Origin of the sequence: Buttiauxella sp. A111, assembly GCF_014189855.1 — a bacterium.
Classification (GTDB): Bacteria; Pseudomonadota; Gammaproteobacteria; order Enterobacterales; family Enterobacteriaceae; genus Buttiauxella; species Buttiauxella selenatireducens.
The window spans coordinates 100,804-125,926 of record NZ_BJFN01000005.1 but is presented as its reverse complement, the minus strand read 5'-3'; the positions used below and the strand labels follow the sequence as shown (position 1 = coordinate 125,926).

The 25,123-nt window shown below is 52.5% G+C and carries 16 protein-coding genes; 2 read left to right on the top strand and 14 right to left on the bottom strand.

Translation table 11 applies throughout. From position 1 onward, the window contains the following. Positions 1-196: 196 nt before the first annotated feature. On the top strand, positions 197-1,522 hold the full coding sequence (locus BSPA111_RS15735; RefSeq protein WP_183272098.1) for an MFS transporter: 1,326 nt from the start codon (positions 197-199) through the stop codon (positions 1,520-1,522). A gap of 129 nt (positions 1,523-1,651) precedes the next feature. On the opposite strand, the gene BSPA111_RS15730 is transcribed toward BSPA111_RS15735, so the two are convergent. Further along, entirely contained in the window at positions 1,652-3,718 is a 2,067-nt protein-coding gene (locus tag BSPA111_RS15730; RefSeq protein ID WP_183272097.1) for an AsmA family protein, read from the bottom strand. A gap of 65 nt (positions 3,719-3,783) precedes the next feature. Then, complete coding sequence (pdeH, locus tag BSPA111_RS15725; protein ID WP_183272357.1) at positions 3,784-4,557, bottom strand: cyclic-guanylate-specific phosphodiesterase; 774 nt, start codon at positions 4,555-4,557, stop codon at positions 3,784-3,786. A gap of 232 nt (positions 4,558-4,789) precedes the next feature. On the opposite strand from pdeH, the gene BSPA111_RS15720 reads away from it, so the two are divergent. After that, on the top strand, positions 4,790-5,722 hold the full coding sequence (locus BSPA111_RS15720; protein WP_183272096.1) for a sugar kinase: 933 nt from the start codon (positions 4,790-4,792) through the stop codon (positions 5,720-5,722). 162 nt (positions 5,723-5,884) lie between these two features. Here the strand turns inward: BSPA111_RS15720 and BSPA111_RS15715 are convergent, their stop codons facing one another. The 12 genes from BSPA111_RS15715 to dppD all read right to left on the bottom strand — a co-directional run bounded on the left by BSPA111_RS15715 (position 5,885) and on the right by dppD (position 25,121). Beyond that, positions 5,885-7,369 carry a pitrilysin family protein gene (locus tag BSPA111_RS15715; protein WP_183272095.1) on the bottom strand — a complete coding sequence of 495 codons (1,485 nt, stop codon included), beginning with the start codon at positions 7,367-7,369 and terminating at the stop codon, positions 5,885-5,887. A gap of 216 nt (positions 7,370-7,585) precedes the next feature. Further along, positions 7,586-8,872 (bottom strand): dicarboxylate/amino acid:cation symporter, encoded by a 1,287-nt coding sequence (locus BSPA111_RS15710; protein ID WP_183272094.1) that lies wholly within the window; start codon positions 8,870-8,872, stop codon positions 7,586-7,588. Between the two features lie 163 nt (positions 8,873-9,035). Further along, positions 9,036-11,030 carry a biofilm formation regulator HmsP gene (gene hmsP, locus BSPA111_RS15705; RefSeq protein ID WP_183272093.1) on the bottom strand — a complete coding sequence of 665 codons (1,995 nt, stop codon included), beginning with the start codon at positions 11,028-11,030 and terminating at the stop codon, positions 9,036-9,038. Between the two features lie 154 nt (positions 11,031-11,184). Next, on the bottom strand, positions 11,185-12,180 hold the full coding sequence (locus BSPA111_RS15700; protein WP_183272092.1) for a glycosyl hydrolase family 8: 996 nt from the start codon (positions 12,178-12,180) through the stop codon (positions 11,185-11,187). 9 nt (positions 12,181-12,189) lie between these two features. Then, positions 12,190-12,657 (bottom strand): cellulose biosynthesis protein BcsD, encoded by a 468-nt coding sequence (gene bcsD, locus BSPA111_RS15695; RefSeq protein WP_183272091.1) that lies wholly within the window; start codon positions 12,655-12,657, stop codon positions 12,190-12,192. A 2-nt stretch (positions 12,658-12,659) separates the two neighbouring features. Next, positions 12,660-16,505, bottom strand: a complete 3,846-nt coding sequence (locus tag BSPA111_RS15690; RefSeq protein ID WP_183272090.1) for a cellulose biosynthesis protein BcsC — start codon at positions 16,503-16,505, stop codon at positions 12,660-12,662. A gap of 12 nt (positions 16,506-16,517) precedes the next feature. Beyond that, positions 16,518-18,866 (bottom strand): cellulose biosynthesis cyclic di-GMP-binding regulatory protein BcsB, encoded by a 2,349-nt coding sequence (gene bcsB, locus BSPA111_RS15685; RefSeq protein ID WP_183272089.1) that lies wholly within the window; start codon positions 18,864-18,866, stop codon positions 16,518-16,520. After that, positions 18,863-20,983, bottom strand: coding sequence for a UDP-forming cellulose synthase catalytic subunit (gene bcsA / locus BSPA111_RS15680; RefSeq protein ID WP_183272088.1), 2,121 nt, complete (start codon positions 20,981-20,983; stop codon positions 18,863-18,865). The genes bcsB and bcsA overlap by 4 nt, the downstream gene beginning before the upstream one ends. 19 nt (positions 20,984-21,002) lie before the next feature. Beyond that, complete coding sequence (bcsQ, locus tag BSPA111_RS15675; RefSeq protein ID WP_183272087.1) at positions 21,003-21,806, bottom strand: cellulose biosynthesis protein BcsQ; 804 nt, start codon at positions 21,804-21,806, stop codon at positions 21,003-21,005. Further along, positions 21,797-22,411, bottom strand: a complete 615-nt coding sequence (gene bcsO, locus BSPA111_RS15670) for a cellulose biosynthesis protein BcsO (RefSeq protein ID WP_183272086.1) — start codon at positions 22,409-22,411, stop codon at positions 21,797-21,799. The genes bcsQ and bcsO overlap by 10 nt, the downstream gene beginning before the upstream one ends. A gap of 725 nt (positions 22,412-23,136) precedes the next feature. Continuing rightward, positions 23,137-24,141, bottom strand: coding sequence for a dipeptide ABC transporter ATP-binding subunit DppF (gene dppF / locus BSPA111_RS15665; RefSeq protein ID WP_183272085.1), 1,005 nt, complete (start codon positions 24,139-24,141; stop codon positions 23,137-23,139). After that, the gene (dppD, locus tag BSPA111_RS15660; RefSeq protein ID WP_183272084.1) at positions 24,138-25,121 is read right to left on the bottom strand and encodes a dipeptide ABC transporter ATP-binding protein; all 984 of its coding nucleotides are present in this window, start codon (positions 25,119-25,121) and stop codon (positions 24,138-24,140) included. The genes dppF and dppD overlap by 4 nt, the downstream gene beginning before the upstream one ends. Between the last annotated feature and the right edge of the window lie 2 nt (positions 25,122-25,123).

Genomic DNA, 25,123 nt, shown 5'->3' with positions numbered 1-25,123 from the left:
TTTATTTAACCTAAAAGCAGTTTTATCCACTAAATATTAATTTATGTGAAGCATTACATAGACACTTATTTTCTGGACTGAAAATTATCCTCTTTTTGCTCGTTAATCGAACAGTGCGGTGAACAAACCTGCGTTGAAATGCGCCTTTTGCTGTGCGTAATATGGCCTTTCGTTCGATATAAAATAAGAAAAAACTATGCAAGCCACCATCGCTACTCCAGTCAATACTGAAACTGACGCCACGCCCGTTAACTCACGCGGAAAAGTGGTCGTTGCCTCGCTTGTCGGCACCGCCATCGAATTCTTCGATTTCTATATTTATGCCACTGCGGCCGTCATTGTTTTCCCGCATATCTTCTTCCCGCAAGGTGACCCGACAGCGGCGACACTCCAGTCGCTAGCCACGTTCGCCATTGCCTTTGTGGCACGTCCAATTGGTTCCGCACTGTTCGGCCATTTTGGTGACCGAGTCGGTCGCAAAGTGACCCTCGTGGCATCACTTCTGACAATGGGTGTTTCAACGGTGTTGATTGGCCTGTTGCCGAGCTACGAAACCATCGGCGTATTAGCGCCAATGCTGCTGGCACTGGCACGCTTCGGGCAAGGTTTGGGTCTGGGTGGTGAATGGGGCGGCGCAGCATTGCTGGCGACCGAGAATGCGCCACCACGTAAACGCGCGTTGTACGGTTCATTCCCGCAACTGGGAGCGCCAATCGGCTTCTTCTTTGCCAATGGCACCTTCCTGCTGCTTTCCTGGCTGCTGACAGACGAGCAATTCATGTCATGGGGCTGGCGCGTACCGTTTATTCTGTCCGCTGTTCTGGTGATAATCGGCCTGTATGTGCGTGTTTCTCTGCATGAAACACCGGTGTTCGCCAAAATCGCTAAGGCAGGTAAACAGGTAAAAGTTCCGCTCGGCACGCTGCTGAGCAAGCACCTGAAAGCAACGATCATCGGCACGTTTATCATGCTGGCAACTTACACGCTGTTTTACATCATGACGGTCTATTCAATGACCTTCAGCACCGCCAAAGTGCCGGTGGGTCTGGGCTTCTCCCGCAACGATGTGTTGTGGATGCTGATGATGGCGGTGATTGGTTTTGGTGTGATGGTGCCAATTGCAGGTTTACTGGCTGATAAGTTTGGCCGCCGTAAATGCATGATTGTTATCACCAGTTTGATGATTGTGTTTGCGTTAGCCGTCTTCCAGCCGTTATTGGGTTCGGGTAACCCGACGCTGGTGATGGCATTCCTGCTGATTGGCCTGAGCCTGATGGGTTTAACCTTCGGCCCAATGGGTGCGTTGCTGCCAGAGTTGTTCCCAACGGAAGTGCGTTATACCGGGGCGTCATTCTCGTATAACGTGGCGTCGATTCTGGGCGCATCTGTTGCGCCGTATATCGCAACCTGGTTGCAGGCGAATTACGGTCTGTTCTATGTCGGTGTGTATCTGGCGGCGATGTCAGCGATTACGCTGGTTGCACTGCTGGTGTCTAAAGAGACACGTCATTTGTCACTGTAGTATTCGTTTTTTCCCCTCACCCTAACCCTCTCCCAAAGGAGAGGGGATGGTCCGGTTTACTGCCTCACCAGAGACGCTTTTCTCCCTCTCCTGGGGGAGAGGGCTGGGGTGAGGGCGTCCAGGCTCAAATCACTTCTTCATCTGCCCCAAAATATTCTGGCACTGGTTCTGCCCACCTTCTGAAGGCGAAATCAGCGCCAGCAACGCAGCAGCGGGCGTAACCAATGTCGCAAGCGCTGCGGCCACCGCGCCACGGGCAATCAGTGGACCGGGTTTCACGCCAGCATCTGGGTTTTTAAACGTACCCCGCACATAAAGCGGCGAGCGCAGAGTAAGAACGCGCACCCCTTTGCTTTCTGGATTGATGGTTAAATCGAGTCGTTCGCTGGCGAAGTTGGTGGTGCCGGTGACGTTAATCAGCGAATTTTCTGTATCAAAGGCAAAAATACGCGGTGAGGCGACCCCATCGCGTAAATCCAGATTCGCTGCCGCGCAGTTTATCCGCACTTCGTCATCGCCAAAGATTTGCCCGACAAGGTAATTCCCCACATTCAGGCCGACGATCTCCATCAGGTTGCGGCTAATTAACCCATCGTGCATCAGCAGTTTCAGGTTGCCATCGCTGCTCCCCAACAACTCGGCGATAGAGTTACCCCGGCCACGCAAATCCGCATCGCCGTTCAGTTCACCGAGTGTTTTTTGCATTGATTCCACTTTTGGCATCAGCTGTTTAAGCTGTAAACGCCGCGCCTGAATATCTGCGGTTCCCTGCATCGGTTTTTTTTCGCCTTCGAGGTGGATGTTAGCGCTGATGCTGCCGCCCGCCATGCCAAATTTCAGCGGCTGGAGGCGCAAGTCAGCATTCTTGAGAATCACATGCGTAGTAAGGTTGCTGAGGGGCAGCGTCCCGCTGTGTTCGATACGGCCACCTTTAAAACGCACGTCAGCATCCATCACATCCCATTTGTCAGTTTCGAAACGGTCGTATGGCAGAACTTTGCCGCTCGGCTGGACAGTTTTCTCGCCTTTGGCTTGCTCGGCTCGTTTGCTTTGCTGAGCGCCTTTGCCGGAATCCACGCCGATTAATGGCCCCAAATCCGCCAGCCGGAGCTGTTTAGACTCAAGTTCGCCTTCCAGTTTCGGGCGCGGTTTACCTTGAGAATACGTCAGAGAACCATAAATATCGCTCTCACCGATTCGCCCGTTAAAGTTCTGATAACGGAAGACCGACCCTTTTTCCGTGTCGATTTTTGCCAGCAAATGTCCGTCAGTTTCAAAAGGCGGCGAATCTGGCAATAACACGCCGGTAAGATCGTAGAGATTACCCAACGAATCACCGGAGAATTTCAGTTGCAGATCGACGCCACCCATTTTCATGGGGTCGTTGATGGTGCCAATAAATGCCACGCGTGAATTCCCTGAATGCACATCGGCCTGCACCGGGAAAGCCGTTTCCCCTTCGCTGCGCAGTGCCAGCATGCCGCCAATTTTGCCGCTGCCTTCAATCGGTTCCCCGTTGTAACGCCCGCGAACTTTCAGACCAAAGACATAGTCTCCGGCTTTTGCGGCATCTTTGCCTTTCGGTTTGTTTCCTTCAACCTCGCTAAACGGTAACGGTTTGCCGAGTGGGTCGACGAGGATTTCCATCTCTGCTTTGGTGAGTTTGTCGTTAATCGCAATTCGGCCTTTATCGAACAGAATATTGTCCATTCTGAAGGACCAGGATGAAGGCGGCTGATTGGGATCTTTTGGCTTGTCACTGGCAAAGTTAAACGTCCAGTTATTGTTTTTTTCCGTCAGGCGAATAATGCGCACATCGGGCTGAACAAGCTTTATCCAGGGGATATAAACGGTTTTGGTGAGCAGTGCGAGTGGAGCAAGCGTGGCGTCAACGCGTGGCAGATGGACCATGGTGACTTCAGGAATATCGGGGGGATTACCGAGCATAATATCTTCGGCATGAACATGCGGCCACGGCACCCAACTGCGCCAGCCGGTCTCTTCTTTATTACGTTCCCATACCACGCCTAAATCGCCACGAATGGCGAAGGGTCGATTCAGCTCCGTCGAGACTTTTTGGTTGATGGTCGGTTTGAGCCGATTCCAGTCAAACGTCGCAATCACAATGATTGCCACCACAACCAACAACAATAAACCCCCGACGATACCGCTGGCGACTTTTCCAGTTTTAGTCATGCCTTTTACCTTCTCCTGATGTGGCTCGCATTCACTAAAGATAGTTGAGCGTGACCGATGCGGCATCAGGAGAGGCGAGTTAGCACACTCTCTAACTGTTCAAATGGGAAGGGACGGGAGAGAAAATAGCCTTGCGCCGCGAATGCAGGAGAGTTTTGGACATCGCGCCATTCATCTTCAGTTTCCACGCCTTCAACGATGACACCTTTGCAATAGCGGTTCATCAATTGCAGCAACATAGTGAATAAATTGCGGCCCTCTTCGCTGGTGCGCAGCATGATAAACAGGTCACGCGCGACTTTGATGTAGTCGTAGTGCACCTCACTTAAGGCCGAAAAGTTGGCGACTCCCGTACCGAAATCATCCAGCCACAGTGGGCCAAATTCGTTCATTCCCGCAAGCGTCACCGCTTGTGGTTGGGTAATGTGTTCCACCAGTTCGAAACGCACCCACGGCATTTTGTTTATCAGCGCCAGGATCGGCTGATGATGTTTCATGGCCACAAGCGTAGGACCATCGACATTCACAGAGGCTAAGATGTCATAGCCGATGAAGATGGATTCCCAACTGCGCAGTAAGTTAAGTTGCTCTTCGATGACCATCAATCGCGTACGACGGGTGACAGATGAAAAGTAGCGATCGGGCGGAATACGAACGTCCGGTTCATCCTCGTGCGTGACCACCGTCAGTAGCTCTATCGCCATCAATCGACCATCGATTTTGTAGATCGGCTGGAAGGTGTACTGCCGCTGGCACTGCAACCAGAATCGCCGTTCCTGCAAACTTTCGACACTCGCCTCAAGCGTATTAAGCCGGTGAGTGATCTGCTTAAACTTCATCATGTGGGTCCTGTTTACTTTGATAACTCGCATGGCTCATCGACAAGTTATCGGCGTAGCGCATGAGAACTTTATGTTCGCTTTCAGTACAACCTCAATGAAAGAGAGTTCGTTCACATTGACAAGAATCTGCCTTAGCTCAAAGTTTTTCGAAACATCGTTTTAAATCGTTTGACTCGTTTTTAACCGACCAGCAAACTAGCGGCAATTTCATTAATTCAGGTTTACTGCTATGCCAACGCGCAAAATCGCCGTCATCGGTGAATGTATGATTGAACTGTCGCAAAAAGGTGCGGAAGTTAGCCGCGGCTTTGGTGGCGACACCCTAAACACGTCTGTTTATATCGCTCGTCAGGTCAATGCTGATGCGCTTGAAGTCCACTACGTTACGGCGCTGGGTGAAGATAACTTCAGCCAACAAATGCTGGATGCCTGGCAGCAAGAAAACGTCCATACCGAACTGACACAGCGCCTGGAACACCGTTTACCGGGTCTGTATTACATCGAAACTGACGCGACTGGCGAGCGCACCTTCTACTACTGGCGCAACGAAGCCGCAGCCCGCTTCTGGCTGGAAAGCGATCAAGCGCAAGCAATCTGTGCAGAGCTGGCTCAGTTCGACTACGTCTATCTGAGCGGAATTAGCCTGGCGATTCTCAACGCTGCTAGCCGTGAAAAGCTGATGGCGCTGCTGGCTCAATGCCGCGCTAACGGTTGCAAAGTCATCTTCGATAACAACTATCGTCCGCGCCTGTGGGCAAGTCGTGAAGAGACGCAACAGGTTTACCAGCAAATGCTGGCATGCACTGATATCGCGTTCCTGACGCTGGATGACGAAGACTTGCTATGGGGCGAGAAGCCGGTTGAAGAGGTGGTTCACCGTACTCAAGCTGCGGGCGTGCGTGAAGTGGTTATCAAACGTGGTGCAGATTCTTGCCTGGTGGCGATTCAGGGTGAATCGACGTTAGAAGTGCCTGCGGTTAAATTACCGAAAGAAAAAGTGATCGATACTACTGCGGCGGGTGACTCTTTCAGCGCGGGTTATCTGGCGGTGCGTTTGACTGGCGGAAGTGCGGAAGAAGCGGCAAAACGTGGACATTTGACTGCGAGCACCGTGATTCAGTACCGCGGCGCGATTATCCCGAAAGAAGCGATGCCTGGCTAAAACAATCCTCACCCCGACCCTCTCCTTGAAGGAGAGGGGGAAAAACGCCCCCTGTTTTGAGTGCGAAAACCGCACTATCCCCCCGATATTCTCCCACCGGATGAGGGAGAATGCCGCACTATCCCCTCTCCTGGGGGAGAGGGTTAGGGTGAGGGCGTCCGGTTACTGCGCCGGAGGAACATCCGCCCCATCCTGCTTAGGCTCATCCGTTAGCGGCAGCGTTTTACTCGGCACCATCACCTTATCCCACGTCGCTTGCAGATCCTTCATATTGAACTCAGGTTCGCCTTTGGGCTGCAACAGCACCAGCGCCATTTCTTGCGATAACTGCTGACGTAAATCCTGATTCAGCGAACTCAGTGTCAGGCTGTTCAGGAAATCCCCACGCAGCTTCTGATACTGTTCCGGCGCGATATCAACCACCTGGTTTTGCAACGAGCGCATACGCTGGCTAATCAGCACATCGGTATCGGTACGAGCGTAAGTGGCAAACAGTTTGGCAAGTTCCGCTTTTTTCTGCGCAACTAACCCATCAAACTCTGCCTGCGATAGCCCTTTATCACGAACATTAACCAGCTCTTTGCCCACGTTCGCTAAATTCGCATTCAGCTTATCGTTTGGTGACTCAAGGTTAATGCCACACTGCGCACGCTGATACAGCACACGGCAATCGAAGCTCAGGTTGAGGTCTTTAATGTTCTGCTTGCTGAGGTTTTGCTGCACATGCCAGAACAGCGCCTCACGTGCGAGGTCAGCACGCCAGTAACGCAGCAATGCAGACGATTCACGAATTGGCTGCCATGAGTTATCCCACATTAAAGAGAGACGATCCTGGCTCACGCTGTCGGTCATCAAACTCACAGGCACGCGCTTGAGCGGAGAAAGGGTCGCAACCGGTGCGGGCGTTTCACGTTTGCCTGTAAGAGTGCCAAACGTTTTGTTGATTTGATCGGCAACACTTCGGCTATCAACGTTACCTACCACAATCAACGTCATCGCATCCGGGGTGTACCATTTCTTGTAGAACTCGCTCAGTTGTTCGATATCAACCGGCTGCTTGAGATCTTCTGCCGGGTCATGGCCCAACAGCGTGGAACCTTGCAAGCGATAGCGCCACCAGTTGTCTTTGGTGTCCATCGGCCAGGTTGCCACCATATCCTGAGTTTGCAGCGCAACGTTCACCGTATCCTGGGTTACTGACGTTTTACCGGTGCTTTCTGAAAGATAAACCAGCGCTTCTTTGAGCAAATCATTGCGGTTATTAGGCAGGCTAAGATTAAACAGCGTGAAGTCATACGAAACTACCGCTGGAGGCAGAGGACGCTGCGGGTCCACACTTTGCTGCCATAGTGAGCGTACCTGCAAGGGTTGCAAGCTACCGCTTTGTGTAAGTGCCAGGCGTGGTAAGAAGTGGCTAAAGCCGCTCTGCTGGGTGGTCTCAGTCAATGAGCCAGTGTTGACCAACAGACGAATCTCAATACGATCGCTTGGGCGCTGAGGTGTGGCCAGGACTTGCCATTGAAAACCATTGGCCAGCGTACCTTGCTGCCAGGCTGGGTCGGGCTGTAGTGCTTCTGCCTGCACATTACTGGCGGCGGCGACCAACAGCAATCCGCCAGCTAAGAGTCGAATTTTGGTGCCCTGCATGTTAACCCCTGGAAAACAATCCTGATTAAAAAGTGTAATGGTGGCAAAAGATTATGAAAAAAAGCCACCGCGGTGACATTTCACCACTCCGTTTGACCGCGTCGAAGCGGAAACGTCACTTTTAAAATGAAAAAAAACGCCAAAGAATTTGGCTCAAGGGTCAATTATGCGCAGTAGCCCACAGCGAGGGCAAGTCGCCGTGGGCAATTGAGGGTTTTAAGAAGAGACTTCGCTCACTTTTTTCGCGGAATTTGGATTATTGAGAGTTTCTGTCAGTTGTTTCTCATCCAACTGTTTCACCCACTTCGCCACAACCACTGTCGCCACACCATTACCGACCAGGTTAGTTAGCGCACGTGCTTCAGACATAAAGCGGTCGATACCGAGAATCAACGCCAGACCCGCAACCGGTAAATGCCCCACCGCTGAAATCGTTGCCGCCAGTACGATGAAACCACTTCCCGTCACACCCGCCGCGCCTTTTGAGGAGAGGAGCAACACCACCAGCAGCGTGATTTGGTGGAAAATATCCATATGGCTGTTGGTGGCCTGCGCGATAAACACCGCTGCCATGGTGAGATAAATCGAGGTGCCATCGAGGTTAAACGAATACCCGGTCGGGATAACCAGCCCGACAACCGATTTACGGCAACCGAGTTTCTCCATTTTATCGAGCATTCTTGGCAGCGCGGATTCAGACGAGGACGTGCCCAGCACGATCAGCAGCTCTTCTTTGATATAGCGGATAAATTTAAAGATGCTGAAACCCGTCATACGGGCAATGGAGCCCAACACCACCACCACAAACAGAATACAGGTGATATAGAAGCAGATAATCAACTGGCCAAGCTGAACCAACGACCCGACGCCATATTTACCGATAGTAAACGCCATGGCACCGAAAGCACCGATTGGCGCAAGGCGCATGATCATATTGATGGTGCCGAAAATAACCTGCGAGAAGCTTTCAATGACGTTGAAAATCAGTTGGCCTTTATGGCCCAGACGGTGCAGCGCAAAACCAAACAGCACCGCAAACAGCAGCACTTGCAGGATATTGCCGCTGGCGAACGCGCCAATTACGCTACCCGGAATGACATCCAGTAAGAATGCGACCACGCCTTGTTGCTGTGCCTGTTCGGTGTACATTGCCACAGCTTTAGCATCAAGCGTTGCCGGGTCAACGTTCATGCCAGCCCCTGGCTGCAACAGGTTTACGACGAGCAAACCAATAATCAGCGCGATGGTGCTGACGACTTCGAAGTAAAGCAGTGCCACAGCACCTGTACGGCCCACCGCTTTCATGCTTTCCATGCCCGCAATGCCCGTCACGACTGTGCAGAAGATAACCGGCGCGATAATCATTTTAATCAGTTTAACGAACGCGTCGCCGAGCGGTTTCATCTGCGCGCCTAGTTCCGGGTAAAAATGACCCAGCAGGATACCGATGGCGATCGCCGTGAGGACCTGGAAGTAGAGGCTTTTAAAAAGAGAGAGTTTCATAGGGTGTCCTTGAGAGGTAGAGATTCCGCAAACCTTCCGATCTGCGGCACCAAAAATAACACCCACAAAAACACTCAAAAGTGACACAGCGCTGATTTGTAGACAAAATTGTTAAATAATTGAGCTGACTCGCGCCAGCCCAATAACATTTGCAACAACTAGTTTACTGATCTGCGGCGGATAAGTACTTTGAATCAAACTCTTTAAGAGTCAGTGCCCTGGAGAAAAGATAACCTTGAGCAAGGGTCACACCTTCGTTTAATAGCCAGTCGCACTGCGCCTGATTTTCAATTCCTTCAGCCACCAGTTTCAGGCCCAACGTATTCGCCATACCGATGATAACCCCCGCCATCGTGTTGTCTTCCGGCAGGCCATCGACAAAGCTCTTATCGAGTTTCAACACATCCACCGGCAGCGATTTCAGGTGATGTAAATGGCGCAGGCTGGCATAACCCATACCAAAATCATCCAGCGCAATTCGCACCCCAGCTTTGCGTAACGGACGCAAAATACTGACCGCTTTTTTCGGATCATCAATGTTATGACTTTCCGTGACTTCCAGAATTAACATTCCTGGCTGGATGCGATAACGCGCCATCAATTCCAGCAGCGACGCGCCCATTTGTTCGTGTAGTAATTGATGTGCCGAGATATTCACACAGAGCGGCATAGTGATGCCCTGGGTTTGCCATCCAGCCAGCACACGGCAAGACTCTTCAAGGATCCAGTTGCCAATGGTGAACATCAAACCGCAATCTTCGATACGCTCAATCAAGCCTTCCGGCAGCGCCCAGCTCCCATCTGGCTGCTGCATACGCAGCAACACTTCCGCACCGACCACTTCCCGGGTACGCATGTTGACCTGCGGTTGCAACCAAATCGCGAACTGATGGTTGTCTAACGCTGCCATTAGATCGTGTTCCTGGGTCAAATGGCGCTGCGCAATTTCCATCTGTTCAGGGTCAAAGAACTGAATCTGATTTTTGCCATGGCGACGGGCAGAAAACGCTGCGGAAACCGCACGGCGATATAGCTGTTCTGCCGTCAAACCGCCGTGATACATCGCAATACCGATACTTGCTGTCGGCTTGAGAGAAATAGAGTGAATGGTCAGCTTTTCGTTGAATACCGCATTGATTTGCTTCGCCAGGGCCATTGCTTGCCATGCATCCTGAACACCATGCGCAATAATGCCGAAGTCGTACCCGCTAAGTTGTGCCAACACCATCTTAGGTGGCAGAACCCCTTTTATTTTCTCGACCAGCGTCAGCAGCAGCATTTCACGCTGCTCCTCGTTCAGCACACCGGCGCTATCCTGCAAGGTTTCACTGGCAATCACGATCAGCGCATTTTTGTTCTCGCTGGCTGTCAGCTGTTCGAGCAATGCCAGTAGCAGCGCTTTATTGGGCAACTCGGTCAGGGTGTTTCGGGTGCTCATCGCGCTCGTTTCTTCATGTAAGCGCTGCGACATTTGTTGATTACGGTTATAGCTGCGCACCAGCATACCTATCTCATCATCGTGGTGAAGATGAGGCAGGCTGAGTTGATGGCTCGCCGCTTCGTGCGGGCTTAGACTATCGAGTTCACGGGCGATTTTACGCACCGGGTGAACAATTAAACGGTTTATCGACCAGCTAATCGCAACAGACAAAATCAGCGCCAGCAGCAGATATGTCGTCAGTAAGGTCGAAATTGTACTGATGATGAATTTGTACATCCGCCAGGAGTCCGCTTGTAGCACCAGATAGGCCAGCGGCTGCGGATTTGCCGGGCGCTCCAGTGAATACAGCGGTAACGATATCTGAACCGGAAGTTCGAACAGACGAGTAATCCAGACGGGGATCGGGCGCTCTGGCGCAAAGCTCTTGCGCAATGCCTGGAATTGGTTCGGCAGCACCACATCCGCCCGGCTGATAATGCCGGAAGGTTGAATCTGATTCAGGATGGACTCTGCCTGAGGAATATCTGCCTTCAGGATAGCTTCAGACAGCGGAATACGCACCGAATGGGCGATTTTCTCCATCTGGCTGGCGGTGTCGTAGCGGCTTTGCTGCACAAAGTGAAAAAGCTGTACCACAATAAAAATGAAAATAAACAGCAAGGCGACGGCTGACACCATCGCCATTTGTTTAATCGTTAATGAACGACTGACTCGCAAACTTACACTCCGCAATGACTGGGCTTACTGGACATATTCTTATGCATGCTGAGTATACTGCATTGTGGTGGATTTTAGACGCAGTGGCTGGTGAATCAGGGGAATCTGTACGTTTCCCTCTCTCTGGTTGCAGAAAGAGGGAAAACAGAGGCATTTACCTCGCCGCTAACCCCACCAGCATTTTCAAACTCGCAGAATAATAATCTTCCTGAGCCGTAATTTGCACAGCCGCCACATTCGCAGGCTGGAGTACCAAATCCCGCACAGCCAGGAGCCCGCCATCCATCATGTACGATGCGGTATCGCCCGTGCTGACATTCACCCATGCTGGCGTTTTGTCACGTGGGTAACGTCCCCACCAGGTTTTATAGACCTGCAACTCAGGGCTGTTGTGATTAAACCAGTACACATACAACGGAACACGGATTGCGTCGTAACTAAAACGTGCAGGCCACTGTTTTGCCGGAACGGTACGGCCATCGGAATAGAGCGAAACCCAGTCAGACGGGAGTTGTGGGTTACCAAAATGCATTTTGCCCAGCAACTTCTGCCCATCATTAATCAAATCCCGCCACACCGTTAAATGACTGCGGTCAGCGAAATCCTGCCAGGCCGGGAAGATAAAATAGGACGGGTTCAGATTCACGTAGCTATTTAGGTTAAAACCTTTTGCGCCAGGCAGCATCACCTGCAAACCAGCAAAACGCACCACGTTATGAGCGACCAGCGCCTTAGCGATCGCATCTGATTCTTTGAGATAATCCGGGTTCTGCCACTTGTTGCCCGCTTTTAGCAGCGCCCACGCGATAAACGTATCGCCATCGGTGGCGTTATTTTTATCGGTGATCGGTTGGGCTTCGACTGGGTTATAACGCCAATAGAACAGACCATTTTCGGGGTTTTGCAGCGTTTTTCGCGTCCAGTTCCACATCTTTTCAAAACTGGCGCGGTCATCGTTGGCCACTGCCATCATCATGGCAAAACCCTGGCCTTCGGTATGGCTGACGCTTTTATTGCCGGTATCGACAATGCGACCATCGGGCATTAAAAAACGGGATTTATAGCTGTCCCATGCCGTGTCAGCCAGCGCTTGCTGGCTGAAGATCAAGGCAATAATTGCCACTATCAGCGTTTTGCATCGCTGCAACATCAAAGCACCTCATCGACTATTTTGATATCGAAAGTGTACCACTGTTGCTGACGGTGAAGACTCGCGCCACAGCGACACATGCGGTTTGCCGCCCTGATCGCGCAACCAACGGGCGTATATTCCTTCCAGAACGGCGCTGAAGGCGTTATTCCAGGAAGCCTGCTGCGCTTCGTCTGCGGGAACAGGCAAAGCCATGTGGCGAATGAGCATCGCCGTTTCGCTGGCTTCAATATCAATATAGCCCCAGTTGAAACGGGCAAGCTGAAGATTTATCTGCGATTCGAGTTCGCCCACAGTTCGCGCTAATGCTAATGGGTGACGCTCGGCCAGCGTCTCACCCATTTGTATCAGAAACGGGCGGCTTTCTGCTTCACCCGCATTCGCCACCATGCTATCAATCATGATGTGGAGCAAAGAGAACCAGCCCGGTTGAGTCTGCTGATTTTGAAAGTACTGCAATAACTGCGCGTCATTCATGATTAATTATTCCCTAGCAGATAACGGAAGTAGAGTTGCGCGGTACTTTCGTTGTAATCACCAAAGGTGTCATAACCGACCTGGCCACCAATTCGCATGTCTTTGTTAACCTTGTAATCAGCGCCGGCACGCAAGTTATAACCCATACCATTTTTGCTACTGCCGCTGTACCACGCCTCTTTAGCAAAACCATTGGCGACATAGTTTTCCAGTTGCGCTTGCATCGCTGAGTCAGTCGGGAAGTACGGGCTTGCATTCTGGCTATACGACTGATAACCCACGGATGCGCCAACCGACATATCCCAGTTATCAAACTTCTGCGTGTAATCCACCGGGAAGGAAACGCTGATGTAATCCTGCGGGCTAAAGTAGCCACCTTGCCCATAGCTGAAGTAGCTGAGGTTTTTCGAGAAGTCCATGTAACTCATGCTGATACCGGTTTTCAGTTCACGGTCATCAGCACGGTATGGGCGAATATATACGCCAGCATTACCCGTGACGTTGCCGTTACTCGGCACGTTTTCGCCAATGTAGTTATACAAACCTACGCCCGCGTAGAAACCTGCATCACCGTCGTCGTAGCTCAGTTGAGCGTTCCCGCCGTTTTTCGTGACCTGGCCCCATTTCTTACCGCTGTATTTGTCTTCCACACCAACGTAAGACAGCAGGCTGTCGACCACGGCACGACGTTCGCCGGTCAAAATTAACTTCAGGTAATCGGTCAGTTGTGGCGACCACTGAACGCCACCGACAACGGTATTTAAATCCTGACCCAATGGCGTGGAGCCGACGTCTAATTTGTACTGCTCGCCCGTCAGCGCCATAGCGACTTCCACACCCGCAGCGCTTTGCGAGCCCTGAGAAGGCACGGTTATCTTGTCAATATTTGGCAACTCCGGCGGTGTCGTCGTCGAAGCGTTATACAACTCCTGCGCCACCTGCCCTTGAATCAAGGCACCCGTGCCAAAACGACGGCTGGTTTCGTCAGACGAACTCCCGGCATTCAGGCTGATAGGCGTCACATTGAGATCCAAACGTGAGTCGCCAAACGGAACGGTTGACCATTGCAGTGGCGCTTTGATTTCAGTGAGTTCGCTCAGGCCACTTTCGCCATCACGACCACGAACCGCCACGGCACCTCGCGCCCAGGTCGCGGTTTTCTCCGTCAGTTGCTCCATCATGTTATCCACCTGGCGCAACGTGCCCGCCTGCGCCGTTTCAACCGGCAGATCGGTACGCGTGGTGCCCGGAGGTGCAGTTTGTGGGTTACGAGCCAGTTGGGCGACTTGCCACGGCATGACATCACCATACAGCGAATTGGATGCCGTTTGCGGTGCGACGGTGTTTTTCGGGGTAAACGGGTTATCTGCTAACGCCAGCCCACCCATAGTAGGTGCGGTGTCGCCACTCGTTCCTTGCAGGCCAACCAGTTTCCCACGCGCGGTACGCAAATAACTCATGGCCTGCTGGTGATTGCCATCGGCTTCCGCAACTCGCGCCAGCAACAGCAGACGATCCGGCGTTTCGTCGTTACGCAATCCGGCGGTTAACTGTTTAGCTTTATCAACGTCTTTATTGGCAAGAGCAACATCAATCGCCCCTGCCCGTGCATCTTGCTGCGGCGTGTCACGCGTCATCAGGTAGTCGTAAACCACGCCCGCTTCTTTGTTCATTTTGCCGGACTGATACAAACGCGCCATGGCAAACATCAGGTCGGTGTTTTGCGGGTCGTTTTGCATCGCACGGATCAGTTTGTCGTACGCCGCCGCATAATTACCCTGCGTGCGCAGTTGATCGGCTTCGTTGATCACATAACCATTACGGACACTGGCCAGTTGCGTTGGTGTACTGCGCGATTGCAATTCAGGGCTCGCAAGGAATGCCTGAGCTTCGCGCCCCAGCCCTGCCTGGTTCAGCACGGCTATCTGGTCGCCATAATCGCCAGCATTGCCTTGCACGCCACGACGCATGTTGTCGCGCACGATCGTCACCGCCGTAGTGACATCACCGGTTTGCGCCAGCATTTTCGCCAGTTTACCGGCGTCTGCTGGGCTTTGTGGTGGGCGCATCGCCAATGCTTTTAGGGTGTTAGACGCAGCGACGGTATCGCCCTGCGCCAGGTAGCGTTCCGCGACCGACATTTGCAAATTGTAGTTCACGCGTGCCGCCAGGTTGCGCATGTCGCTGGTCTGGCTGGCGGCTGGAATGCGCGACAGCAAAGTTTGTGATTGCTGCCAGGCATTGTTTTCACTGGCAAACAGCGCACCGGCATACAGTTCGGTATTGGAGGCATTTGGCCGGAATGACGGCGCCATGACGTTACTTGCCTCGTCGCGGCGTCCCTGTTTCTGGAGCTGGCGGGCTAAATCAAGGCGCAACCATGGATCGGATGGGTAACGCGCGACACCCTGCTGCAAAATATCGATGGCTTGCTGCGGATTGCCATTTGCCGCAGCCTGCTGTGCCTGACGACGCAGCGGATCGGCAGGATTGCCGCCAGATACCCGGGGCTGCAATTTCGCCTGCAAGCTGGCAGGTAAAGTTTGCAGCATCGCCTGGGCTTCAGCGGTTTTGCTCTGCTCGCGTAACACGTAGTAGAGGTTTTCACGCGCAGCACCGTTATTCGGCTGCTCGGCCAGAATACCGCGCAAAGACTGCTCGGCGGAGGCGTAATCTTTATTGTGCCGCTGAACATCCGCACGGAATAATTTGGCCGAAGTGCCGCGCTCGCCACTTTGTTGGGCCAGTGGCGCACTGAGCGCCAGCGCCTGGCTGATATTCCCTTGCTTGAATGCCGCCTGAGCGCTCGCCAGTTGCCCGTAAAATTCAGCGTCATCGGCTTGTTGTTTGCGCTCTCCAGACTGATCGCCACCGAGGTTCGCGGCACGATTTAAATATTCAGCCGCGGCAGTGTAATCACCTTTACGTTGTGCGATGTAACCCATCCCAGCCAACGCATCGGCGTCTTGCGGGTTGGTTTGCAACACCTGTTCAAACTGCGTTTTTGCCGCTTCCGTGTTGCCGCTGTTAAGCGCGTTAAAACCTTCACCTTTCGCCGCACCGCCAATATTTTTACGGTAGTGATCTTGCACCACCGTGTCTTTTGGGTGGCGTTGCAGGAAGGTTTGATAATAGGGTTCATCGCTTGAGGTTGGGCCAAGCCAGAGCAACGCCTGACGCAAGGCTTTATCAGCATCCTGGCTCCCGCTCGCCATATTTTGCAGGATGTCCATGCCTTCGCGGCGCGTGCCTTCCTGATAGGTCAGCACTTTACCCAGCGCGATGCGTCCGCCGTTATCCTGCGGGTTTTGCGCCGTAAACTGGCGCAAACCTGCCACGGCCTGCGGATAGAGCGATTTATCACCCGCCATCGTCAGATAATATTCTGGCGCGAGGCTTGGCGGTGGCTGGTCGCCATTAAATAAACTGCGCCAGGTGGCGAGGGCGGCGGGAATATTGCCGCTTCGCGCTTGCTGGCGTGCTAAATCCAGTTGCCCACGCGGGATTTGCTGAATTTGTTTGGCGTTATCCAGCGCCTGCAAATTGCCATCTTGCGGTGAAACTGACGCCAGACGTTCGCGCCATTGTGCCGCACCTTTGATGTCCCCGGCCTGCTGCGACCACAGCGCCATCAGGTACAACGCCTGAGTATTGTTGGCATCGACCATCAACACTTTTTGCAGCGCTTCTTTTGCCAGCTCGTCATGTGACTTTTCATGCCAGTAATTGGCCTGGTCGAACAACGCTTTTAGCGCCGGATTGTTTTCTGCAGCCTGAGCGCCAAACGTCAGGCTGCCAAAGAAGCACAGCGTTAACAAACGATGGGCGGTTTTGTTTTTATGATTCATTGAGCACCACCTTTACTTTCCATCATCCTGAGGATTAAGACGTTTGCGCGCGCGTTTTTTCAGTAAGGCATACAGGCTCAGGCCAATCACTGTGGCGAACAACAAACATAAAACGGCCATAAATGCAGAATGCTGGTTGGCATACCAGACCACCATCATGTACCACGGCATTTGACCACTCGGGAACTGCTGGCCGACGCGGAAACTGCGCACACCGTTTTCATCGGTAATGATCGCGACATCGCCACGAATACCGGCGTTTATCCGCGCCGAGCTTAAGTCCGTCTGAAGCCGTAAAAGCTGTTCATCCGTGGTGCCAATCGCCATCACCACCACTCGTGCCGGGTTCCACGGCGCGCGGAAACTGACAAATCCACGCCACGCTTCGTTAGACGAGAAGTAGCGGTCAGCGCCAACCCCCGTTGAACCCCAGTCACCTTCGACCCAGTTTTGTATTTTTTGCCAGATGGATTTATCCCGAACACCAAATGAATGCTCGTTGCTGGTAAATGGCGACTGAGCCAGCAGTGCGCGGTTAAACGCACTTTGATTGAGCGTTGAAACCGCCAGCACGTGGCTGATTTCCAGACGTTGCAGGTTTGCGCCGCCCGTCGGCAGGCCAAACATCACCGAGTTATTGTTCAGAGATGTGCCAGTCGCATTCCCCGAACGCGCCGCCATGTTCAAAAGCGTGCTGATTTCAGCCTCGCCAGGGTTTTCAGGCAACAACAGAACGGTATGCGAGTAGTCAGCGAAGCGTGAGAACGGGAACGACGCACCAACGAAGTAAGAAAGGTTTGGCAGCAGCGAGAAGTGACGCGTTTTGCTTAAATCGATCCACGAATTTTCGTCGATACGGCTCTTAATGTTGTTATTAAGCAGCACGTTACACGGTGCGGATTCTTTGGTTTCGATGTTGAAATACAGTGATAACTGGTTATCGCCGTAAATCAGATAGGGTTGCAGCGCGAGATTGTAACTTTCCTGGCGTGCATCGCCGCCCAGTTTACGCCAAAGCGTTTCCAGTGCGCCGAGCTTGTTCACCGGCAGGTTGCTGAGGAAAGTGCCGTTGAAGGTCATGGAAAGGAAAGAGCGATCTTCGTCTATCCAGTTTTCCGTCGGGAAGCGATAGCCGATTTTCATCGGGATCGTGCCGCCATCCCACAAGAACAGATCCGGTGCCGCACGGAAGGCCACGCTTAACGGTTCGTGCCAGATACCGGTCGCGGTCAGGCTTTGGTCTTTACGCATCAGCTCGGTTAAGCGCACCGGGCGTTCGGTGGTGATCCAACGCGGTGCGTCATACGCCAGGCTTACTGGAATATTCTGGTTTTCAACGGTGGTACTGGCGGTCTGGAGAGTAAATTTCCCCTGCGTTAAACGCCAGGCGGCTGCGCGCAATTGCTGATCGGAATTCCCGACCACCAACAGCAGCTTATAAACCGGATTGCCTGGGTTATCGATAATTTGCAGCATCGGTTTTTGCGTTTCAGGCAGCGTCAGGCCGCCAATTTGCTCGCCAGGTTTGCCAAACAAAATGCCGTTTTTCTCAGGCAGTTTGTCGTTCAACGCGTTAAAGGAGATGCCGCGGTAATCCGCCTCAATGCCCAACCAGGATGCAACCAATGCCGCCGCACTCACTTGTTCTGGCTGCGTTTTTGCCGGGAAGGCAAACGCCACAGAAGCAGGCGTCATCTGCATTGAGTCAAAGAACGGGCGTGGGAATTGGCTGAGATCCGCGCCGATATTCAGCTGCTGTCCTTCCAGATCCAGCCGCGTGCTCGGCATGATGGTGACCTGGTATTTATCCGACAGGTCACGCAAGCAGAGTAACGCATCACCATCGTTGATTTTAAAGCTGATGTTGTTGCTCGACACCACCATCGCCGCCGGGATTTCCAGCTGATAGTTGGAAACATCGCTGTCGGCAGAACCCAGTGGAACGGTTCCCAATGGCTGACCGTTCATCATCAGTTGCAATGTCGTATTTCGTGCCGCCATCGCCGGAGACACTTTCAGGTTCAGGAACAGCTGCGCGTTGGTGATGACCTGATCGGATGGCAAGGTAAAATCAATACCCGCCTGCAACTGGCCACCGCTGAGCATGACGCCGTGCGGCTGGCCCATTTGCGCCACGCTAATACTGCTCACACTCCCCGGCACGATAATCGAAGGTGCAGGCGTCACCACGACCGGAGCGGCAGGTGCCGTTTCTGGTACAGACGCGGGTTCCTGGCCCGGTACCGGTAAATCTATCGGAAGAAGCGATTCCACCGTGGTGGCCTCTTCAGCCATCACCGGTGTTGTTAAAACGCTTAACGCAAGCAACAACTGGCAAACTTTAAAGGTCATCCGTTTCATACCACGTTGTCCTCACCGGTACTTTCCATGCGCTTTGCCTCTTCCTGACGCAAACGGCGGTTTTCGCGGCGCGATTTAAACGTCAGCCAGAACAAATCAAACACACAGCGAATAATGATAAGCAGGGAACGGAACGGGTTGTCCTGCGGTTTTGGCGGATGAATCCAGGCATCAGCACGTGCCAACACCACGCGCACCAGTTCACGGCGGCGGTCCAGTGGGATCTCTTCAAACATCAGGCGAATCGCCTGTTCGTCGTAAGAGATCATTTGCACCGGAATACTGATAGAGCCGGATTTCAGTTGCAGCTCGATTTCTTCAATTTCGTCTGTGAGATGGCGGTCGTCCGGCACCGCAATGCGGCTGCCACCCATGGACAAATCAAGCGTATGGCTGCGTGAGGAGATACCGCTGGCGTAATGAATCACCACCGGGATATCGACATCAATACGAATCGTTTTTCGCGTCTGGCGCGTTTCACGGGCGACGGCGATTGCCGCCAGCAGGAACACCAGGCTGTATAAGCCCCAGCCGACGTTCAACGCGATAACGTTGGGGTCGACATCAAAGTAGTCATGGGCAAAGGCGCGCACAATCCCTGCGGTGACTCCTACCGCCAGTAAAACCGCCACAATCATATGCGGGCGAACGACGCTGAAATCGAAATACCCGACGTCCAGCAACGCACCTTTATCGGTCACGTTGAACTTGCCACGTTTTGGGAACAGCATCGTGACCGCCGTCGGTAGAACCAGGTGGAAAGCCATCACCATGTCGTAAATCTCGCCCCAGAAACTGTAGCGATAACGCCCGTTCATGCGCGAGTTGAGGTAAATACTCAGGATCAGGTGCGGCAGCGCATAAGCAAAAATCAGGCTGGCTGACGAGTGGATGATGTTCAGGTTAAACAGCAAATAGGCCAGCGGTGCGGTCACGAACGCCACACGCGGCAAGGCAAACTGGAAATAGAGCATGGCGTTGAGGTAACACAGGCGCTGCTGCCATTTCAGGCCACGACCGAATAACGGGTTATCGAGACGGAAGATTTGCGTCATACCGCGCGCCCAACGGGTTCGCTGAATAACGTGCAGAACCAGGCGCTCAGTCGCAAGCCCTGCCGCCAGAGGAATATCAAGGAACGCGGATTTCCAGCCAAGGCGCTGCATTTTCAGCGCGGTGTGCGCATCTTCGGTCACGGTTTCTACCGCAAAACCGCCAATTTCTTCCAACGCACTGCGGCGAATGACCGCACAGGAACCGCAGAAGAAAGTCGCGTTCCAGTTGTCATTCCCTTGCTGGATTGGCCCGTAGAACAACGCGCCTTCGTTAGGGATATTTTTACCGCCCGACAAGTTACGCTCAAAAGGATCGGGAGAGTAGAAGTAGTGTGGTGTCTGCAACAGCGCCAGTTTCGGGTCTTGCAGGAAGGCACCCACCGTAGCTTGCAGGAAGATGCGCGTGGCGACGTGGTCACAGTCAAAGACGCAAATCAGCTCGCCTTTGGTGAGTTTCATGGCGTGGTTGAGGTTACCGGCTTTGGCGTGCGAGTTGTCGTTGCGCGTGATGTATCCCACACCAACGTCCGCCGCAAACACCGCAAACTCACGCCGCTTGCCGTCATCGAGCAGGTAGATTTTTATTTTGTCGCGCGGATAGTCGATACATTGCGCGGCCAGCACGGTATCGCGCACCACTTCAAGACTTTCGTTATAGCTGGGAATGTAAACATCGACCGTCGGCCAGGTCGAGGTGTCATCCGGCAGCGGCACGATCCCCCGTTTTAAAGGGAATGCGGTTTGCAGATAACTCAGTAATAAGACAACCCAGATATACAGTTCTGCTAAAAATAACCCTATACCTAAAATGGCTTCTATTTCGGAATTAAAATGTAAGGTTTGAGTTGCACGAAAATAAATATAACGCGTCGACATCAACACTGAAACCAGCATCATGATTATCGACACGCTGTGCTTTTTGCTGAAGCCTAATAAAAACATCATACCGAGGCTGATAAAGCCAAAGATATACTGCTTCTGGCTGTCCATAGGCGTAATGATGATAAGCACTGCTATGGGTGCCATGACCAATAGCAGTAAATAAAACAGGACCTTTTTCATAGGACATCCTGGATGATTGTCAGAAATTTGATGTTCTCAAGGCGGCATGTACCGCGCCATCACCAATTTTTACGCCGAGAACACCCGCAACTCTTTTACTGATCAGTTCAATATCAAAAGCCGCAGCAGAGGCCGGGCTAAAATCGAATATTGATTGCTGAGACGCGTTGGCTTCAGCCACACTTTCGTCGCGGTTAATAACCCCAAGCAAACGATCGCCAAGACGCTGTTGCATAAATGCCGTGACATCGCGACTAATATGGCGGCGGTTATCACTTTGGTTGAGGACAAAATAATATCCGGCTTTATTGTTGAGCGGTTCACCAATAAGACGGTGATTTTCAATATGCGGCAACAATGACAGCGAAGCGGTATCTGCCATCATGGTCACCAGATGCAAATCGGCCAAATGCGATACCGCTTTCAGCGCCGGATTAGGGCCTGGCGGGAAATCGGCAATGATCACAAGGCCTGGGTAGTTAAGTAAGGTGCTTAATCCACGCATCAGAAAATGGCTGTCGGTACTCAAGCGGTGCTCAAACTCCATGCGCTGCTCTTCGGTGACATCGCCATACGGCAGCACGAACAAATTGCTACCGGCAGTCAGCACGGATTGGCTCCAGTCTGCGGATTCAATGGCTTTTGCCACATAGCCACGGCCATCCGATAAAGGCACCCCAAAATGCAAGCGCAGCGCATTTTGCACATCAAAATCAATGGCTAACACTTTGCTACCCGCGCGAGCCAACGCATATGCCAAATTGGCGGTAACCGTGGTTTTTCCTACTCCGCCTTTTGGCGAGCAAACACACACTAGCGGCATGACGCAATCATCTCCAGCAACGGTTGCAGCGGTAAGTCTTTAGCGGGATGATTCCGCGCCGTGTTCCCTTTGGCTGCGAACAGTTTGTCAAAACGCACAGGTTCAGTTTTTACCGGTGCAGAGGCCTGCGGCGCTGCGATAGCGGCAGGTTTCACGGTTTCTTTTAGCGGTTCTTTTATTGGTTCTTTTAACGATTCAATAATGGATTCTGGTTGCGCCACTACCGGTGCAAGTTGTTCAAACAACGTCGCTGTGGTGTGATGACTTTGCTCAGGCTGGAAAACCTCGGCTGTAGCTTCTGGCAGCGCGCTGTGCAAACTATCCAGAATAGACCCTTGAGACGCCGAGTTGCTGATAGGTTGCGCCACCAATGGTCTGAAATGGCTGGCATCAAACTCATCAGCCTTTACCGCTTGCGGAACGGGCACCGCGATACTGCCTGCATGGGAAAGCACAGAACCTTCATCTTCAGTTTTCATTAACTGTTTGATTATCGCCCAGTTGCTGGCATCTGACTGTTGGCTTTGCGCAGACATATCTTTGAAGTCGATAGCGCCTGTACGAGTCTTATCCTTGAAACGCTGCAAATCATCATAGTTTTTCATTGCGACACCCATGATTTATAAGACATTTGTATTTGATGCATGAATATACTCAAGCTTATACCGTGACTATTAGAACGTTTTGGTTGGTTATAATTTTGGCTTATTGACTTCATGAATTACTAATAATTGCAGTGCGTTATCATTCTGTGATTTATTATTCATTTTTCGGAAAACTGCTGCATTTCAAGCCAATATATAGGCACTGACGGTCTCATCACCATCTTTTTTTCTTATTAATAACGGGCTAAGCATATAACCGATTAGATTTGAGCTTGAGTAATATTTAACACTACCCCTTAAAAGGTAGCAGCTTTCTTTTGTGATTTCACACACATAAAGAGCATTTCTTGATTTGGAATATTTCGCGCAAGAAATTAACATTACGGGCGGGATTTGAGAGAACATATATTCACGCAGCTGATGAATCAGCTCAGTGCGCAGTTTTTTATACAGACATATGGCCCGCGCATTTCTATTCAAATAATTTGAGTTACCAGGCAATAACAATGCGAATAGCCCCTGTCAGAACATGGAATAAACCTGCCACGCGAGGCTTTGATACAGAATGGGGTTGGAGCGAAGGGTTTAGCTTGACGCCCTCATCCCGACCTTCTCCCCCAGGATAAGGGGAAAGTCCAAAGCCGAGTACTGGGGTGAAGGTGAAAACCAGAACAATCCCCTCTCCCGGCGGGAGAGGGTTAGGGTGAGGGCGAAGGCGATCCGAACTACCGAATCTCCACGTTCTCATCCTGATCAACAGCAAAACACGCCACCAACTGACCACCATACTCTTTAAGTTGCGGCTGCAACTGCGTGCATGGCCCGAAGCGGCGACGGCAGCGGGCGTTGAACGCGCAGCCTGGCGGCGGGTTCAACGGGCTAGGCAGCTCGCCCGTCAGCTTGATACGTTCGCGACGGTCATCCGGGTTCAGGCGTGGAGTTGCAGACAATAACGCCTGGGTGTACGGGTGGCGCGGGTTAGAGAAAATCTGGTCTTTCGTCCCCTTCTCTACGCAGCGGCCCAAATACATCACCATCACTTCGTCGGCAATGTGTTCTACCACGGATAAATCGTGGGAGATAAACACATATGACAGCCCCATATCCTGCTGCAAATCCATCATCAGGTTCAGCACCTGCGCACGCACGGAAACGTCCAGCGCAGATACCGGTTCATCGGCGATCACCACGTCCGGGTCGAGCATCAAACCACGGGCGATGGCGATACGCTGACGCTGACCGCCAGAGAACATATGCGGGTAGCGGTCGTAATGTTCGGTTTTCAGGCCGACTTTCGCCATCATCGCCAGCGCTTTTTCACGGCGCTCGGCTTTGCTCAGACTGGTGTTGATTTGCAGCGGCTCTTCAAGAATTTGCCCCACTTTTTTACGTGGGTTCAACGAGCCGTACGGGTTCTGGAACACGATCTGGATTTTCTGACGACGCAGCTTTTCAGAGGTTTCGTCAGGTTTGAGCAAATCCTGGCCCTGGTAGTAAAGCTCACCACCGGTCGGGATTTCGATCATTGTCAGCAGGCGGCCCAGCGTGGATTTTCCACAGCCAGACTCGCCCACCACCGCCAGTGTTTTGCCGCGTTCGAGTTCAAACGAAACGCCGTCCAGCGCTTTCACCAGGCGCTCCTGGCCGAAAATGCCTTTCTTCACCGGGTAGTGTTTTTTCAGGTCGATGGCCTGCAACAGAGGTTGCGTAGTGGCCTTATCGGTACTCATAGGGTTGGCCTCCCGGCATCATCGAGTGGGAAGTGGCATTTGGACTGACGCCCGTTGTCCAACATGTTCAGTTCTGGTTCTTCAGTGCGACATTTATCCGTCGCATACGGGCAACGCGGGTTAAGCAGGCAGCCGGTCGGGCGGTCATACTTGCCCGGAACCACGCCTGGCAGCGAGGCCAGTCGCGCTTTGTCCTGCGCAAACTCAGGCAGCGCGCGCAGCAATGCCTGAGTGTACGGGTGGCGCGGTGCACGGAAGATGTCGTGCGATGCCCCGGTTTCCACCACTTGCCCGGCGTACATCACGATGATCTTGTGTGCCGCTTCAGCCACCAGCGCGAGGTCATGGGTGATAAGAATCAGCGCCATGTTCTCTTTTTGCTGAAGTTCCAGTAACAGCTCAATGATTTGCGCCTGGATGGTGACATCCAGCGCGGTAGTCGGTTCATCCGCAATCAGCAGCTTAGGACGACAGGCAATCGCCATGGCGATCATCACACGCTGGCTCATACCGCCGGAAAGCTGATGCGGGTAAACATCCAGACGCGAAGCCGCATCGGGAATACCCACCAGATTCAGCAGGTCGATAGCGCGCTGACGACGGGTACTTTTGTTGCCGCCCTGGTGCACCTTGATGGCTTCCATAATCTGGAAACCGACGGTGTAACACGGGTTGAGGCTGGTCATCGGGTCCTGGAAGATCATCGCCACTTCGGCACCGACCAGGTTGCGACGCTCTTTCTCGGAAATCTTTTGCAGATCCTGGCCGTTAAACTCCAGTTTCTCCGCCATGACGCGGCCTGGGTAATCAATCAGCCCCATAATCGCCAGCGAGCTGACCGATTTACCGGAACCGGATTCCCCAACGATACCCACCACTTCGCCTTGATTTACGCTATAGCTCACGCGATCTACGGCACGGAACGGTGTCTTTTCGTCGCCGAAATGCACCGATAATTTATTTACATTCAATAACGCCATCT

Coding starts and splice junctions, on each gene's coding strand:
- dppD (WP_183272084.1), bottom strand. CDS start 25,121: ATGGCGTTATTGAATGTAAATAAATTATCGGTGCATTTCGGCGACGAA.
- bcsQ (WP_183272087.1), bottom strand. CDS start 21,806: ATGCCGCTAGTGTGTGTTTGCTCGCCAAAAGGCGGAGTAGGAAAAACC.
- bcsD (WP_183272091.1), bottom strand. CDS start 12,657: ATGAATGACGCGCAGTTATTGCAGTACTTTCAAAATCAGCAGACTCAA.
- bcsA (WP_183272088.1), bottom strand. CDS start 20,983: ATGAAAAAGGTCCTGTTTTATTTACTGCTATTGGTCATGGCACCCATA.
- BSPA111_RS15690 (WP_183272090.1), bottom strand. CDS start 16,505: ATGAATCATAAAAACAAAACCGCCCATCGTTTGTTAACGCTGTGCTTC.
- BSPA111_RS15715 (WP_183272095.1), bottom strand. CDS start 7,369: ATGCAGGGCACCAAAATTCGACTCTTAGCTGGCGGATTGCTGTTGGTC.
- BSPA111_RS15720 (WP_183272096.1), top strand. CDS start 4,790: ATGCCAACGCGCAAAATCGCCGTCATCGGTGAATGTATGATTGAACTG.
- BSPA111_RS15700 (WP_183272092.1), bottom strand. CDS start 12,180: ATGTTGCAGCGATGCAAAACGCTGATAGTGGCAATTATTGCCTTGATC.
- BSPA111_RS15730 (WP_183272097.1), bottom strand. CDS start 3,718: ATGACTAAAACTGGAAAAGTCGCCAGCGGTATCGTCGGGGGTTTATTG.
- pdeH (WP_183272357.1), bottom strand. CDS start 4,557: ATGAAGTTTAAGCAGATCACTCACCGGCTTAATACGCTTGAGGCGAGT.
- bcsO (WP_183272086.1), bottom strand. CDS start 22,411: ATGAAAAACTATGATGATTTGCAGCGTTTCAAGGATAAGACTCGTACA.
- BSPA111_RS15710 (WP_183272094.1), bottom strand. CDS start 8,872: ATGAAACTCTCTCTTTTTAAAAGCCTCTACTTCCAGGTCCTCACGGCG.
- bcsB (WP_183272089.1), bottom strand. CDS start 18,866: ATGAAACGGATGACCTTTAAAGTTTGCCAGTTGTTGCTTGCGTTAAGC.
- dppF (WP_183272085.1), bottom strand. CDS start 24,141: ATGAGTACCGATAAGGCCACTACGCAACCTCTGTTGCAGGCCATCGAC.
- BSPA111_RS15735 (WP_183272098.1), top strand. CDS start 197: ATGCAAGCCACCATCGCTACTCCAGTCAATACTGAAACTGACGCCACG.